11 protein-coding genes are annotated in these 15,975 nt (G+C 72.6%); 4 read left to right on the top strand and 7 right to left on the bottom strand.

Features of this window, described 5'->3' with window-relative positions; genetic code table 11:
• Nucleotides 1-2: 2 nt before the first annotated feature.
• From OE229_RS06000 to OE229_RS05985, 4 genes are all read right to left on the bottom strand, one after another.
• A complete protein-coding gene (locus OE229_RS06000; RefSeq protein WP_262136949.1) occupies nt 3-2,999 on the bottom strand; it encodes an AAA family ATPase in 2,997 nt (998 codons plus the stop codon).
• The gene (locus tag OE229_RS05995; protein ID WP_209133147.1) at nt 2,999-4,162 is read right to left on the bottom strand and encodes a metallophosphoesterase family protein; all 1,164 of its coding nucleotides are present in this window, start codon (nt 4,160-4,162) and stop codon (nt 2,999-3,001) included. The genes OE229_RS06000 and OE229_RS05995 overlap by 1 nt, the downstream gene beginning before the upstream one ends.
• Nucleotides 4,163-4,233: 71 nt before the next feature.
• Nucleotides 4,234-5,424: a S24/S26 family peptidase gene (locus OE229_RS05990; protein WP_262136947.1), complete on the bottom strand. Its 1,191-nt coding sequence runs from the start codon at nt 5,422-5,424 to the stop codon at nt 4,234-4,236.
• 68 nt (nt 5,425-5,492) lie between these two features.
• Nucleotides 5,493-6,092: a M73 family metallopeptidase gene (locus tag OE229_RS05985; protein WP_110864334.1), complete on the bottom strand. Its 600-nt coding sequence runs from the start codon at nt 6,090-6,092 to the stop codon at nt 5,493-5,495.
• Nucleotides 6,093-6,300: 208 nt separating this feature from the next.
• Between OE229_RS05985 and OE229_RS05980 the strand changes: the two genes are divergently transcribed.
• Together OE229_RS05980 and OE229_RS05975 are read left to right on the top strand one after the other, a co-directional pair.
• Entirely contained in the window at nt 6,301-6,879 is a 579-nt protein-coding gene (locus OE229_RS05980) for a MarR family winged helix-turn-helix transcriptional regulator (protein ID WP_262136945.1), read from the top strand.
• A 36-nt stretch (nt 6,880-6,915) separates the two neighbouring features.
• Nucleotides 6,916-7,425, top strand: a complete 510-nt coding sequence (locus OE229_RS05975) for a mycothiol transferase (protein ID WP_182066133.1) — start codon at nt 6,916-6,918, stop codon at nt 7,423-7,425.
• 143 nt (nt 7,426-7,568) lie between these two features.
• On the opposite strand, the gene OE229_RS05970 is transcribed toward OE229_RS05975, so the two are convergent.
• Together OE229_RS05970 and OE229_RS05965 are read right to left on the bottom strand one after the other, a co-directional pair.
• The gene (locus OE229_RS05970) at nt 7,569-9,692 is read right to left on the bottom strand and encodes a DEAD/DEAH box helicase (RefSeq protein ID WP_262136944.1); all 2,124 of its coding nucleotides are present in this window, start codon (nt 9,690-9,692) and stop codon (nt 7,569-7,571) included.
• 267 nt (nt 9,693-9,959) lie between these two features.
• Nucleotides 9,960-10,814: a PPK2 family polyphosphate kinase gene (locus OE229_RS05965; protein ID WP_262136943.1), complete on the bottom strand. Its 855-nt coding sequence runs from the start codon at nt 10,812-10,814 to the stop codon at nt 9,960-9,962.
• A gap of 152 nt (nt 10,815-10,966) precedes the next feature.
• Between OE229_RS05965 and OE229_RS05960 the strand changes: the two genes are divergently transcribed.
• A complete protein-coding gene (locus tag OE229_RS05960) occupies nt 10,967-11,983 on the top strand; it encodes an alpha/beta hydrolase (RefSeq protein ID WP_209133135.1) in 1,017 nt (338 codons plus the stop codon).
• Nucleotides 11,984-12,125: 142 nt separating this feature from the next.
• A complete protein-coding gene (locus OE229_RS05955) occupies nt 12,126-12,422 on the top strand; it encodes a hypothetical protein (RefSeq protein WP_262136942.1) in 297 nt (98 codons plus the stop codon).
• Here OE229_RS05955 and OE229_RS05950 read toward each other — a convergent pair.
• On the bottom strand, nt 12,419-15,916 hold the full coding sequence (locus tag OE229_RS05950; RefSeq protein ID WP_262136940.1) for an efflux RND transporter permease subunit: 3,498 nt from the start codon (nt 15,914-15,916) through the stop codon (nt 12,419-12,421). The two genes, OE229_RS05955 and OE229_RS05950, sit on opposite strands and share 4 nt — an antisense overlap.
• Nucleotides 15,917-15,975: the final 59 nt, after the last annotated feature.

Genomic DNA, 15,975 nt, shown 5'->3' with positions numbered 1-15,975 from the left:
GGTCAGACCGTGGTCGTCACCTGCGACCCGCCGGCCGGGGTGCGTCGCACGGCGATCCGCTCCGGGATCCGCTGCTTGAGTTCCTCGACGTGGCTGACGATCCCGACCTGTCGCCCGCCCGCGGTCAGTCGCGACAACTGCCCGATGACGTCGTCGAGGGTCTCGGGGTCGAGCGTGCCGAACCCCTCGTCGACGAACAGGGTGCCGAGCGAGACCCCGCCGGCCTCGGCCTGCACGACGTCGGCCAGGCCGAGCGCCAGGCACAGCGACACGGTGAACGTCTCGCCGCCCGACAGGCTGCGGGGATCACGGATGGTGTCGGTCGTGTGGTCGTGCACGGCGAGGGCGAGCCCCGTCCGTCGCGACCGTGACCCGGATTCCCGTTCGTCGGAGGTCTCGAGGGTGAACCGCCCGGCGAGCATGCCGCGCAACCGGTCGTTCGCCGCCGCCACGACGTCCTCGAAGCGCCGCATGAGCACGTAGGTGCCGAGCGTGATGCCGGTCGGGTTCACCGATGCCACACCGTTTGCGACGTCGGCGAGCCGGACGACGGCGCGGCTGCGGGCCGAGGTCTCCTGCCGCGCGCGAACGGCGCGGTCGACCTCGGTCGCACACTGCTCGACGGCCTCGGCGCGGTGCGCTGCGGTGACCGCGAGCCGGGTGGCCTCGTCGAGCTCGGCCGTGGCGCGGACCCGTTCGGCCTGGGCCGCCTGCAGGTCGAGCTGCTCCGGATCGTCGTCGGCGGCCTGCACCACCGCGGGGTCGTCGAGCCCTGCCCGGACGACGGCGCGTTCGGCCTCGGCTGCGCTGATGCTGCTGCGGAAGCGTGCGACGGTGTCGGGCTCGAGCAGGCCGGCTCGTGCGGCGTCGACGTCTGGGAACGCCTGCTCGTCGAGGACCCGGGCGACCTCGGCGCTGCGCTCGTCGCGTGCGCGGGCCGCGGCTGCCGCGCGGTCGTCGGCCTCGGCGACGGCGCGGAGCACCGTCAGCCGTCCGTCGAGCTCGTCGACCACGGCCCGGAGCGAGACCGGCGCGCTGTCGCTGGTGTCGTCGCCGTCGAGCAGCGCGCCGAGCCGGTCGATCGCCTCGTGCACGGATCGCAGGTCGGCCTCGAGCCGCTCGGCATCTGCGGCCGCAGTCGTCACGAGCACCGTCCGCCGGGCGTCGAGGTCGTTCCGCTCACGCTCGAGCGCCCTGGTCGCGGTGTCGTGCGCCGTCCGCTCACGCTCGTGGTCCAGCACGAGCGCCGCGGCGTCGTGCGCCGCTCGGACCCGCTCGTCGGCGGCGACCGCCATGGCGTCGAGGGCGACCGCGTCGACCGCGCCGACGACGGCGACCAGTCGGAGGTGCTCGGCGCGCTCGACGGCCAGGTCGGCCGCGGCGTCCGCGAGCTGCTGGTCGGCCAGACGCGTGGCGTCGCCGGCGGACTCCACCGCCTGGATCGTCGGGTGGTCGTCCTGCGGCGCGGCCACGGAGGGGTGGACGGTCGACCCGCAGACCGGGCACGGGTCACCGGGGGTCAGCGCGGCTCCGAGCTCTCCGGCGAGCCCGGCGATCCGCCGCTCGCGCAGGGAACGTTCGGCGTCGAGCGCCTCGGTGGCACGACGGCGGGCACCGGCCACGATGCGTTCGGCATCGGCGACGCGCTGCTCGGCGCGGTCGCGCGCGGCCAGGTCGGCGCGGAGCGACTGCACCCGGGCGACCTCGTGCGCGGCTGCGTCGGCGTCGGCAGCGGTCGTCGAGGCGGTGCGGGCGGCCTCGACGATCCGGGCTCGTTCCGTCGGCCGGGCTTCGAGCGCGGTGTCGAGGGCGGCGAGGTCGTCGGTGAGCCGCGATGCGGTCGCAGTGGTCTCGGCGATGGCGGTGCGTCGTGCGTCCGCTTCGGCCTCGACCGCGACGACGTGCCGGACGTCGGACAGGGCGTCGGTCAACGTGTCGCGGCGCCGGACGACCTGCCCTGCATCGGCGGCGAGGAGCGCGTGCTGGTCACGCAGCCGGGCCGCTGCCGCGGCGGTGTCGTCGGCCCGCACGGTTGCGGCGTCGAGGCCGTCGGCAACCGCCGCGACCCGGGCGGCACGCTCGGCCGTCGCGACCGCTGCCCGCGCCTGCTCGATCTGCGGGGCGTCGTCGTCGAGCAGCGCCTGCCGCCGCAGCAGTGCCGCTCGCCGGTCGAGGGCGGCCGCACGAGCCGTCACCGATCGTTCGTGTTCGGTCGCCGCCGTCGCAGCGGCAGCCGCAGCCGCCCGGGCTGCCCCGGCGGCGTCGGCCGTCGCGCGGAGGGACGCCACCGTGCCGGGGACCACGGATTCGTCAGCGTCGGCGAGGCCGGCCGCCTGCGCGAACCGGGCCAGGGCGTCGCGGACGCGGTCGTCGGCCCCCTCGACCTCGGCCTGCACGGCTCGGCGGCGAGCGGCGAGCTCGTCGGCGGTGCGGTCGTAGACCTGGGTGCCGAACAGCGACTGCAGGAGCTTCCGGCGGTCTTCCCCCGGGGAGCGGAGGAACCGTGCGAACTCGCCCTGCGGCAGCACCACGGTCTGCAGGAACTGCGCGCGGTCGAGCCCGACGATCCGGGCGATCTCGACCCCGACCTCGGGGATGCGGGACGACATGGGTTCGCCGGCGACGTCGGTGGACGCCGCGAGCCGGAACAGCTGCACGGACGCCTGCTGCTTCACCGTGCCGGTCCCCCGCTGCTTCGGTCGGTCGTACTGCGGGGTGCGCCGGACCCGGAACACCCCCGCACCGGTCTCGAACACGAGCTCGACGAACGGCTCGACCACGGGGTCGGCGTGCTGGCTGTGCAGCCGGTCCGAGCTGGCGTCGGACCCGGCGAGTCCGCCGTACAGGGCGAACACGACGGCGTCGATGATCGTCGACTTGCCGGAACCGGTCGGCCCTTCGAGCAGGAAGACCCCGGACGCGGCCAGCGCCGCGAAGTCGATGGTCACGAGGTCGGGGTACGGCCCGATGGCGCGCAGTTCGAGTCGGTGCAGGTACATCAGCGGTCCCCCTCACGCTGCAGGGCGAGCGCCGCGGCCTCGTACGCCTCGGTGAGCACCGCCCGTTCGTCGTCGTCGGGCAGCCCGCCGGTGGCGAAGGCCACGAAGTCACCGGCGACCTCGACCGGGTCGGACGTCGCGGTGACGGCCCGCGCGGCGGTGGCGGTCGGCCGGTCCGCCGGTTCGTGCGTGATCGCCAGGGCGTGCGGGAAGTGGTCCTTCACGCGGGCGTACATGCGTTCCGGGTGCACGGTGTCGGTCACCGCGACGCGGACCCAGGCATCGGCATCGGCCCGGAAGTCCCCGGACTCGATGGCGTCGATGCTGCCCCGGACGTCCACGAGCCGCCGCGGCACCGGGGTCGGCACGAGCTCGACGGTGACGGCACCGGCCGCGTCGAGTTCGGCGATGGTCACGGACTTCCGCTGGTGCCGCTCGCCGAACGAGAACGCCAGCGGTGACCCGGCGTACCGGACCCGGTCGTCGTCGCCGACGCGTTGCGGGCCGTGCAGGTGTCCGAGGGCGACGTAGTCGAACCCGTCGAACACCGACTCGGCCACGCGGTCGACCCCGCCGACGCGGATGTCCTGCTCGCTGTCGCTCGGGTCGGCGCCCCCGACGAAGGCGTGCGCGACGACGACGCTCCGGGTGCCGGCCCGCGTCTCGAGGTCGGCGCGGACCCGTTCGGTGGCGGCGTGCACGACGGCGTGGTGCGAGCGGGCGAGGGGTTCGTCGGGGACCGCCGCCAGGGCGTACCGCGTGAGGTCGGGGTGCAGGTACGGGATGCCGTACACGGCCACCGGGCCGTCGTCGTCGGTCACGAGCACCGGATCGGCCACGTGTGCGGGCTCGGCGAGGATGCGCACGCGCTGCCCCATCACGCCGGCCCCGAAGCCGAGCCGCGCGGCGGAGTCGTGGTTGCCCGGCGTGAGCACCACCGTCGTGGTCTCGGCGAGGCGCTCCAGCACGCGGGAGAGCATGCGGACGGCGTCCACCGGCGGGATCGCACGGTCGTAGACGTCGCCGGCGATGACGACGAGGTCGACCGCGCGCTCGCGGGCGAGGTCGACGAGCCAGTCGGTGAACGCGGCCTGGTGCTCGAGCAGGTCGGCACCCAGCAGTGTGCGGCCGAGGTGCCAGTCGCCGGTGTGCAGGATGCGCATGCGGCCACGGTAACGCCGGCCGGGGACATCCCCGGACACCTCGCGGTGCCCTGTGGACAACCGATCGGGCGTCAGTTCGCGCAGCTCAGGTTCGTGCCGACGAGCGCGGTCTGGATGCGCGTCGTCGCCGTGCTGTCGACGTACCAAGAACCTGCCCAGTTGGTGCGGATCTTCACGGTGACGACCGCACCGAGGGTGAGGATGCCGCTGCCCGTGACCCGGATCGGCGCCGTGCTGCCCGCCGGTCCGGTCGCCGCGATCGTGTTCGCGTTCGTGTTGAGCACCGAGAAGGACGCCGCTGCCGGCCCGTTGTACGCGAAGCCGATGTTCACCGAGCCGTCACCGTTCGGCATGCAGGTCAGCGCCGTGGCGGGGGTCGCCGTGCCCGCCGTGAAGGCCGCGGTCGGTGCGACGGTGGTCCGTGACCAAGGAGCCGCGTCCGCCGCTCCGGGCAGCAGGACACTGGCTGCCGCAGCGAGCACGAGCACCGCGGCGCCGCCGCCGACGCGGCGCAGTCGGCGCACGCGACGCGCTCGTCGCCGCAGCGCGCGACGCGTGAGGACGCTGGACGCAGCGGCCGGGAGGCCCGTGGCGGCGCCGACCCGCGCCTCCAGGCCGTCGTCGGTACCGGCTGCCGGACCGGCCGCGTGGTCCGGGCCAGCCGCGGCGTCCGGACCGCCGGCTGCACCGTCGGTGTCGTCGTCGGCTTCGACGAGTCGCCGGAGCGACCCGTCGATCGTGCAGAGCGCGAGCACCGCGGTCAGGCCGAGCGCGAGCATCGCGACCAGGCCCCACTCCCCTGCACTGATCCACCGGATCGGGGTGCCGATGAAGGGGATGCGCAGGAAGGCGACGCCGTGCACCGCGGAGCGCTCGATCGGTGTCGAGTCCTGTTGCGGGTTGGCGTCGCCCTTCGTGACCATGGTGCCGCCGGGGCCGTCCTCGACGTAGCGGTGCATGCGCAGGTGGTCCGCCTGGTCCGGGTCGTCGGCGAGCAGGACCTTGCCCGTCGCGATCTCGCCGGAGCCGACCGGACGCGAGACGACCACGTCACCGGGGACGATCCGCGGCTGCATCGAACCGGTCATCACGGTGGTCGGCTGCCAGCCGATGAGCGCCGGCGCGGCCGCCCAGAGCGCGAGGCCGAGCAGCGTCGCGACCACGCCCCGGGCGACGGTGGCGACGACGACGCGCCCCCAGTCGACGGCGTCACGGACCGCTGCGTGCGGTGCGGGACCACCGTGCACTGCGATGCTGCTCATGACTGCCTTCGACCGGGGGCGCGTTGCGGGGCGGGAACGGACGGGGCTGGTTCGGCCCCGGGCCCGGCTCAGCTGTTCTGGGCCTCCCAGGTGAAGCCGAGGGCTGCGGTGCCGCCCTGCACCGTGTTCGGCGCGGTGCTCGAGACCGTGTAGGTGACGCGGTAGACGCGCGTCTCGGACGCGGTGCCCGTCGGGGCCCAGGTGCCGACGCCGGTCGCGTAGTTGGTCGAGGCGGCGCCGAAGCCCGCGACGGTGCCGCTGTAGAGCGACCCGCCCGTGGCGGCCGGGGTGAAGCCGGAGCAGGAGCCGAAGCCGCCGCCGGTGCCCTGCTCGACGGTCAGGTTGACGTTCGCCGCCAGGTCCTTCGTGGTCGAGACGTTCGTGCCGTAGAGCTTCACGGCCGAGGGCAGCGAACCGGTCGACGTCACCGCGATGCAGTTCGCACCGGTCGAGCCGGGCTTCAGGTTGTTCGCCGTGAACAGCGCGGTGTTGTTGTCGTCGTCGGACAGGGCGACACTGCCGGCCGTCCAGTTGTTCGTCGGGTTGACCGTGGTCGAGGAGAAGGCCGCGTACGAGGCCGTTGAGACGACGACCCCCGAGGCGACGAGGGCGGCGGGGATGGCGATCCAGGCGGCGAGGCGGGCAGCACGAGGCGTGACACGAGACATGGTTGGACTCCGTGAGGAAGAGATCTGATCGGTGGTTCGGACGGGCCCGCGGTGGTTGGTCGCGCTACGTGCCGAGGTGGTACGACGATCAAGCTACTTTGCGGTCGAGTTGCTCACAAGGGCGAGGACACCCCCCGTGCTGGGGGTATCTTAATGATTGAGATACTTGTTGACTGAGATTCCCACCCCGAACCCGAGACGAGCCCCCATGACGGACACCGACCCGGTCGTCCTCCCCCCGCACACACCCGCCGCCCCCGCAGCACGCGTCGACCCCGTGACCCCGTCGGCGCCGGTGTCGCCCGACGTGACGGCGCTCGACCCGATCGGCACCGAGGCGGACCCGGACGTCGACCTGTCGCGTCTCCTCACCGCCTTCCGCGTGCTCCAGGTGCAGCACGCGCGCGTCCTGCACCACGAGAGCACGATCCGCGGGCTGCACGACACGGACACCCGCTTCGTGTTCTTCCTCAGCGCCGCCGGTGGCCACGGCGTGACCCCGAAGCAGGCCGGCGAGTACCTCGAACTCACCACCGGTGCGATGACGTCGCTGATCGACCGGCTCGAGAAGCACGGACACCTGGAGCGTCGCCCGAACCCCGAGGACCGCCGGAGCGTGCTGCTGCACCTCACACCGTCGGGCACGGCGGTCGCCCGCGAGGTCGGCGCCGTCTACTCCGACGCGTTCCGGCAGGTCGTCGCACCGTCGGAACGTGCCGCGGTCGCGGCCGCGTTCGAGGGGCTCGGCGCCGCCCTGGAGCGCCACCACCGCAGCACCGCCGTGTGACAGCGGGTGTCACGGCCCCCGCGTAGCGTGAGCGCCATGACCCCCTCTGAACTCCTCATCGAAGCGTTCTCCCGCGTCCCCGAGACGGTCGAGCGGGCCGTCGACGGGCTCTCCGAAGACCAGCTCGCCGCACGCCCGGCCGCCGGGGCGAACACCCTGGCGTGGCTCGCATGGCACATCGCCCGCGGCCAGGACGTGCAGATCGCCGACCTCGCCGGCTCCGAGCAGGTCTGGACGGCGGACGGCTGGTACGACCGGTTCGGCCTGCCGTTCCCTGCCGAGGCGCTCGGCTACGGCATGTCCCGCGACGACGTCGGGCGGGTGCGGGCGTCCGCCGAGCTGCTCACCGGGTACCTGCGCGCCGTGCACGAGCGCACGGTCGCGTACCTCGGCACGCTCGGCCCGGACGACCTCGACCCCGTCGTCGACGACGCGTGGGACCCGCCCGTGACGGCCGGCGCGCGACTCGTGAGCATCCTGGACGACTGCACGCAGCACGCGGGGCAGGCCGGCTTCGTACGCGGGCTGCTGTTCTTCAACCGCTGAAGGCGCGCTGCCGCGCGGCCGCTTCGTGAGCAGGAATGGTCGGGTCCGACTTCGCGACCCGACCATTCCTGCGCACCATGTGACGGACGGGAGGCCCGGTACCAGCTGGTGGGGCCCACCTCCTGTCCGTCGTGTGGTCGCGACTACCGCGCGGCGAGCTCCGACACGATGCCGTCACCGGGTGCAGCCTGCACCAGGTCCGCCTCGATCTCCGCGCGCTCGAGGATGCCCTCGATCTTGCGGATGCGGCCACGCGGGACGATCGTCACGACCGTGCCCTCCTTGCCGGCACGGCCCGTGCGGCCGGAGCGGTGCATGTACGCCTTGTAGTCGTCCGGGGCGTCCGCCTGCACGACGAGTGAGACGTCGTCGACGTGGATGCCGCGGGCGGCGACGTCGGTGGCGACGAGCACGTTCACCCGGCCGCTGGTGAGCAGCTGCAGGTTGCGGGTGCGGCGCGACTGGTTCAGGTCGCCGTGGAGCGAGGTCGCGCGGATGCCGGCGTCCTCGAACTGGTCGGCCAGACGCTCGGCGTAGGCACGGGTCCGGGCGAAGACGATGGTCTTGCCGTCGCCGGCGACCAGCTCCTCGAGGAGACGGTCCTTCTCGCGCTGCTCGACCACGAGGACACGGTGGTCGATGGTCGAGGACGCCTGGTCCTCACCCGCGACCTCGTGCACGCTCGGCTCGTGCAGGAACTGCTCGACGAGCGCCGCGACCTGGGTGTCGAGCGTCGCGCTGAACAGCAGCTTCTGCGCGCGGTTGCCCTGCGGGGTGACCTCGGCCGTGGCGGAGAGGATCTCCTGCACCGGCTCGAGGAACCCGAGGTCGCACATGTGGTCGGCCTCGTCGAGCACGGAGATGATGACCTCGCTGAGGTCGAGCTTCCCCTTGTTCATGAGGTCCTGGACGCGGCCGGGGGTGCCGACGATGATGTCGACGCCGCGCTCGAGCGCGCCCTCCTGACGGCCGTAGGGCACGCCGCCGTAGATCTGCGTCGTGAACAGGCCGACCGAACGCGCGATGGGCTGCACCGTGCGGTCGATCTGCAGGGCGAGCTCGCGGGTCGGCGCGAGGATGAGCGCACGCGGGGCGCGGCCCATCTTGCGCTTGGTGCCACCGCCGTGCTCCATGAGCTTCTCGACCAGCGGCGCGCCGAAGGCGATGGTCTTGCCGGAGCCGGTGCGGCCACGGCCGAGGACGTCCTTGCCGGCGAGCACGTCGGGAATCGTCGCCGCCTGGATCGGGAACGGGCTCGAGGCGCCGAGCTCCTGCAGGGCGCGGGAGATGTTGCCGCCGATGCCGAGGTCGCCGAAGGTCACGCCCTCGACGTCGGCCGCGATGGTGGCCTCGGCCTGGAGCTTCTCGAGCTTGACGTCGTCGGCCGGCACGAACCCGCCGCGCTCGGGCTCGTCGAACGAGCGGCGCGGGGCACGGTCGGTGCGGTCGTCGCGGTCGAACTTGCGCGGGGCGCGGCCGTCACGGTCGAACTTGCGCGGAGCATCGCGGTCGAACGAGCGACGCGGACGGTCGTCGTTGTCACGACGCGGTGCACGGTCATCGCGGTCGAACGAACGACGCGGACGGTCGTCGCTGTCACGACGCGGTGCACGGTCATCGCGGTCGAACGAACGACGCGGACGGTCGTCGTTGTCACGACGGGGAGCACGGTCGTCACGGTTGAAGCTGCGCGGTGCACGGTCATCGCGGTCGAACGAACGACGCGGACGGTCGTCGTTGTCACGACGGGGAGCACGGTCGTCACGGTTGAAGCTGCGCGGTGCACGGTCATCGCGGTCGAACGAACGACGCGGACGGTCGTCATTGTCACGACGGGGAGCACGGTCGTCACGGTCGAAGCGACGGGGAGCACGGTCGTCACGGTCGAAGCGACGCGGACGGTCCTCGTTGTCACGACGGGGAGCACGGTCGTCGCGGTTGAAACTGCGCGGTGCACGGTCGTCGCGGTTGAAGCTGCGCGGTGCGCGGTCGTCGCGGTTGAAGCCACGGCCGCCACGGTCGTCGCGGTCGGGGCGACGCTGGCCGCCGCTGTCGCGCGGCTCCCAGTTCGGACGAGCCGGACGCTCGCCCTGCGACGCGCGACCGCGACGCTCCTCGGCGTCCCAGCGCTGCTTCTGGCGCGGCTGCGAGGAGTCGGCGGCGCGGAACCCGCGGTGCTTGCTGCTGCGGGCGGCGGGGGTGCCGTTCGGGTGGCGGACGCGGTCGGAGGCGCGGTTGTCCGCGCCGCCCTTGTTGTACGGGGCCATGGCTGCTTTCTCGGGTGCGCAACGTACCGCAGCGCCCGACAGCGACATCGGCGGGGGCTGCTTGCGGAGAGGGGGTTCATCCCGTCGCGAGTCGACGTGATTCCAGCCCTCGAGCAACACACACCCAGCAGAATTTCCGTGATCACAATGTCACGACGTCGAAGGCCGACCGAGTGAGTCTACGCGAGCCGGCGCGCTGACGCCAGCCCCACGCGGTCCGGTGGCGGCGTACCGGGCGCGGGACGGCCTCCAGGCCGGTGGTCGCGCTCAGGACTCCGCGAGCCGACGACGCTGCTCGGCGACGTCGAAGTCCGCCTTGGGCCAGGACAGGTGCATGTCCTCCAGCGCCCGGAGCAGGAGCTGCTGCACGGCGAGGCGCGCGTACCACTTGCGGTTCGCGGGAACGACGTACCAGGGCGCCTGCGGGGTGGAAGTGCGGTCGAGGGCGATCTGGTACGCCTGCTGGTAGCGGTCCCAGAGCAGGCGGTCGTCGATGTCGCCCGGGTTGAACTTCCAGTGCTTGTCGGGGCGGTCGAGTCGGTCGCCGAGGCGCTCGCGCTGTTCGTCCTTCGAGATGTGCAGCATCACCTTGACGATGGTCGTGCCGGCGGCGGCGAGCCCGTCCTCGAAGGCGGTGATCGCGCCGTACCGACGTTCGATCTCGTCCGGCGCGGCGAGCCCACGGACCCGCTGGGCGAGCACGTCCTCGTAGTGCGAGCGGTCGAACACGCCGAGCTGCCCGGCTGCGGGCAGCTGCTTCTCGATGCGCCAGAGGAAGTCGTGCTCGCGTTCCTCGGCTGTCGGGGCCCTGAAGCCCGCGTAGTGCACGCCGTTCGGGTCGACCGCTCCGACGACGTGCGAGACGATGCCGCCCTTGCCCGCGGTGTCCATCGCCTGCAGCACGAGCAGCACCCGGCGCTCGTCACCGGCGGTCGAGGCCGCGTACAGGCGTTCCTGCAGGGCGGCGAGGCGGGAGGCTCCGGCGGCGAGGGCCTCGAGGCCGTCGATCTTGCGACCGGGGAAGCCCGGGGTGCCATCGGGGTCGACCTGGTCGAGGCGGAACCCGGGTTCGACGCGGAGCAGTGGTTCGGGATCGGCGTTCCAGGCCTTGCGACTGCTCACGGGTCCTCCTGCGGTGCTCCGGTCGGCGACTGCCGTGCTCATCCTCGCACTGCCCGGTGACGTCGGTGTGGCCGGTCGACGCCGGGAGCGCTGCTCGCGGTTCCTCCGCTCGGGTGACGTGGGCGGCCGCCGGGGCGGCTAGCGTGGACGTGATGAAGTCCGGCCGCCGCTCAGTGCTCGCGCTCGTCGCCGCGGTCGTGGCGCTCGGCGCGATGGCGTCCTGCAGCACGGACCCGGTCGGTGACGAGAACGCCACCGTGACCGCGGACAGCATCATCTACCCGCTGTCGCTGCGGTACCACGGCATCGACGTGGTGGCCGACGTGCCCTACGGCGCCGACCCGTTGCAGCGCCTCGACGTGTGCCTGCCCTCTGACAGCGCCCCCGCGACGACGGCGACGCCCACCACGACGCCGTCCGCCTCGGCGACCGCCGACCCCGATGCCGAAGCGGTCGAGGCCACCACCGGACGTCCGGCGGTCCTGATGATCCACGGCGGCAGCTGGTCACACGGCGACAAGGCGACGGCCGCGTACCGGTCCGTGTGCAAGTACCTGGCGTCCGAGGGCTTCGTGACGTTCAACGTCGACTACCGCCTGGCACCGACGGATCCGTTCCCGGCCGGGCTCGACGACGTCCGCCGTGCGCTCGACTACGTGTTCCGTCCGGCGACGCTCGAGACCTACGACGTCGACTCCCAGCGCGTGGGTGTGTTCGGCGGGAGCGCCGGCGGCAACCTCGCCGCGATGCTCGCCGTCACCGACCACGACTCCGCCGCGTACGCCGACGGCGACCGGATCCGCGCCGTGGTGGACCTGAGCGGGCCGACGAACCTGACCACCCGGTCCACCGAGCCCGACGGTGTTTCGGCGGCTTTCCAGCGCAAGCAGCTGCTCTACCTGGGGTGCCGGTCCTACGCCAGGTGCCCGGCGGCCACTCGGGCGTCGCCGGAGTTCCACGTCACCTCGGACACCGCGCCGTTCTTCATCGGCCACTCCACCGACGAGTTCATCCCGATGTGGGAGTCACAGGAGTTCGCCGCGACGCTCCGGTCCCACGACGTCCCGGTGACGTTCGTGGCGGTCGAGGGCACGGCGCACTCGATCGCCCAGCTCGACGAGGCGATGAGCCGCCGGGTGGTCACGTTCCTGCGGACGCAGTTGGGCTGACCGCACGGTCGCTCGACGGGCTGGCAGCGCGATCGGCCGACAGGCTGCCGGCGCCGGCGCCGGCGACCGACCGCGTGCCCCGGGTGGGTGCCACCCGGAGTCGGGACTGCCGCTGCCGAGCCCCCGGCCGCAGACTTCGGGGGTGACCGACACCTCGACCCGCCCTGCCCGCGCCGCTGCGACCCGCTGGGACCGCCCGGCGCTGCAGACGTTCGGGGAGCTGCTGCTCGGGCTGTCGTTCGTCGCAGCGGTGGCCTTCGGCGGGTACGCCTCGGTCACCGGGCAGCTGGCCGTCGTGTCGCAGTGCGCCGCCGTGGTGTTCCTCGTGACACTGACCCTTGTGCTGGTGTCGTGGTTCCGGGCCGTCGAGCGCGAAGAGCGACCCGAGCGCGTCGTCGTCTCGCCCCTCGCCGCGATCGACGCCGAGTACCGCCGCTAGGCAGCGCCGCCGGATCGCGCCGCCCGTCGCCGCTGTCGTTCCTGCCGGAGCTCCGCGCGTTCCTGGCGTCGCTCAGCGCGCGCCTGTTTGCGGGTCTTCCCCGCGGCGATCCGGTCGTCGTTGCGTTCGCGAGCCCGCTCGACCACGAAGTACAGCGCTGGCAGCACCACGAGCGTCAGCAGCGTCGAGGACACCAGGCCACCGATCACGACCAGTGCCAGCGGCTGCGAGATGAAGCCGGACTTGCCGGTCAGCCCGATCGCCATCGGCAGCAGCGCGAAGATCGTCGCCATCGCCGTCATCAGGATCGGACGGAGGCGTCGGGTGGCCCCCTCGATCAGGGCCTCGCGCACCCGCAACCCGCGCCGTCGGTACTGGTTGACGAGGTCGATGAGCACGATCGCGTTCGTCACGACGATGCCGACGAGCATGAGCAGCCCGATCAGCGACGCGACGCCGATCGGGACGCCCGAGGCGATCTGCAGCAGGATCGCGCCCGTCGCCGCGAACGGCACCGACACGAGCAGCAGCAGCGGCTGGAGCAGGCTCCGGAACGTCGCGACCATGATCACGTAGACGATCAGCACGGCGACCAGCACCGCGAGCCCGAGCTGCGAGAACGCCGACGACTGGCTGGCGGCGACGCCACCGATCGAGGCGGTCGCCCCCTTCGGCAGGTCGAGCTCGTCGACGGCGGTCGTGACGGACTGCACGGCCGCACCGAGGTTCGTCGCGTCCGGCGTCACGGTGATCGTGGCGGTACGGGCCGCGTTCGTCGTGGTGACGGTGGTGGGGCCCTCGGACTCCTCGACCGTGGCGACGTCGGACAGCGGGACCGTGCCGGTGCTCGTCGGCACGTCGAGGGCACGGAGTGCGGCGATGGTCGTCGGCGGCTCCGGGTCGGCGATGTAGACGTCGAGCGTCGCGTCGTCGATCTCGATGCTGCCGGTGTCCCGCGGCGAGACCGCTGCGGCGACGAGGCCACCCACCTGGGTCTCGGTCAGGCCGAGTGACGCGGCCTTCTGGCGGTCGACCCGGACGGCGAGGAACGGCTCCGCGGCGGACAGGTTGCTCGTGGCGCCCGTGGTGTCCGGGACCGACTGCATGGTCTGCAGCACCTGGCGCGACGCCGTCTCGAGCTGCGACTGGGTGGGCGCGGTGACGTCCACCTCGATGTCGCTGCTGCCACCGAACCCTCCGCCGGAGGACGCGATGGTGACCTCGCCGACGTCCTCGATCGCCCCGATCGACTTCCGGGCGTCGGCCTGGATCGTCGGCTGGTCGGCCTCGGCGTCGGTCGTCACGGCGTACTGCACCGAGGCGCTGCCGCCCCCGCCGAACGCCGCCTGGATCGACTGGCCGCTCGTGCCGATGGTGGTCTGCACGGTCTCGACGCCGTCGACGTCCTGCAGTGCCCGCTCGACCTTGCGTGCGGACTCGGACTGGACGGCGAGGCTCGAACCGGCCTTCAGGTCCTGCGTGACCGTGAACGTGTTCTGCCCCGAGTCGCCGAGGTAGTTCGTGGTGACGAACGGCAGCGTGGCGGCCGTGCCGCCGAGCACGATCACGGCGAGCAGGATGACGACGACCGGCTTGCGGACGACCCAACGGAGCACCGGCAGGTAGACACGGCGCAGGCGGTCGACCCGGTCGGCGTCGTGCAGGTCCGCGGCGGAGGCGAGCGCACCCTCGGAGCGATCCCGATCGCGATCGCGGTTGCGATCGCGGTCGGCATCGGCAGCCGACGGCGCGGCGTCCACCCCTGCATCCGCTGCCACCGTCGCGTCGCCCGGCTTCGCCTTCGGCGGGCGCAGCCACCAGTACGCCAGCACCGGCACGATCGTGAGCGAGACGAACAGCGACGCGACGAGCGCCAGGGTGACCGTCACGGCGAACGGTCGGAACAGCTCCCCCACGAGTTCGGCGACGAAGGCGACCGGCAGGAACACCGCGACGGTGGTCAGGGTCGAGGCGGTGACGGCACCGGCCACCTCGCGAACGGCGTCCCGCACGGCCTGGCCGCGGTCGACACCAGGGAGCATGTGCCGCTTGATGTTCTCGATGACGACGATCGAGTCGTCGACCACGCGGCCGATCGCGATCGTGAGGGCGGCCAGCGTGATGATGTTGAGCGTGTACCCGGCAGCACGCATGCCGATCGCGGCGAGGAGCACCGACGTCGGGATGGAGATCGCGGTGACGAGCGTGGAGCGCCACGACAGCAGGAACACCAGGATGACGAGCACCGCGAAGGCGAGCCCGAGCAGGCCCTCCTCGGCCAGGGAGTCGATCGACTGCTGGATGTAGGGCGCCTGGTCGAAGACGACGGTGAAGCGGGGGTCGCCCTCGATCTTGTCCTCGATCCCGGGCAGGGCGTCGCGGACGGTGTTCGAGACGTCGACGGTGTTCGCTTCCTGCGTCTTCGTGATCGAGATCGTCAGCGCCTGCCGCCCGTCCACACGGCTGATGGAGGTGCGCGGCGACTCGGTGATGGCGACCTTCGCGACGTCGCCCAGGGTGGTGTCCGTCGCCGTGGCCGCGGTCGTCGACCCGTCCGTCGCGGCGTCTCCCGAGGGCGCGGCACCGGCCGCACCCGTGCCGGTCCCGGCCGCACCGGCGCCGGTCGCCCCCGTGCCGGTCGCCCCCGTGCCGGTCGCCCCCGTGCCGGTGGCACCCGGAGCCGTGCCGTCACCGGACGTCGCAGTCCCGTCGGCACCGGCGACACCCGACCCGGACCCGTCCGACCCCGACGAACTCGACGAGCTCGTCAGCGGCAGGGCGCGGATGTCCTTGAGCGAAGCGATCCGCTCGCCCGTCTGCACCGACAGGGTCGAGCCGTCCTCGGTGATCGTGCCGCCGGGGATCAGGGTGCCGTTGTCGTCGAGCGCGTCCGAGATCGCGGTCTGGCTCAGGCCGCGCGCGGCGAGCTCGTCCGGGTCCGGCGTGATGACGACCCGTCGTCCCGGGTTGCCGAAGACGTCCGCCTGCCGAACACCGTCGAGCTTCTCGAGGTCGGGGATCGCCGAGGCCTGCAGCCGGTCGACGAGCTGCTCCTGGTTGCCGGACGCCGACACGGCGACCTGCAGCACCGGCAGGTCGTCGAAGGAACCGGTGACGATCTGCGTCTGCACCGAGTCGGGCAGCGACAGCGCGTTCACCGCGGTCTGGATCTTGTCCTCGGCGCTGGCCAGGTTCGATCCGTACTGGAACGACGCCGACACCACGCTCTGCCCGGTCGACGACGTCGCACTGGTCGACTCGAGGTCCGGGACGACCTGGATCGCCTGCTCGATCTTGGTCGAGACGTCGTTCGACACGACCTCCGGCGTGGCTCCGGGGTACGCGCTGACGATCGCGACCTGCGGGAACTCGACACTGGGGATCAGCTCCTGCTTGAGGCTCGAGAGCGCGATGCCGCCGAAGACCGCGACCACGATCGTGACGAGCGCGATGAGGGCCCGGTTGCGCAGGCTGAAGACCGAGAGGAGGTGCACGTCATCGATCCTCGCAGGACCGACCGACGAACGCTCGGCTGGCAGCCAGAACCCGCCGT

Origin of the sequence: Curtobacterium poinsettiae (genome assembly GCF_025677645.1) — a bacterium.
Lineage (GTDB): Bacteria > Actinomycetota > Actinomycetes > Actinomycetales > Microbacteriaceae > Curtobacterium > Curtobacterium poinsettiae_A.
Note: the sequence above shows the minus strand (reverse complement) of the source record. Positions and strands in the feature narration are given on the sequence as shown.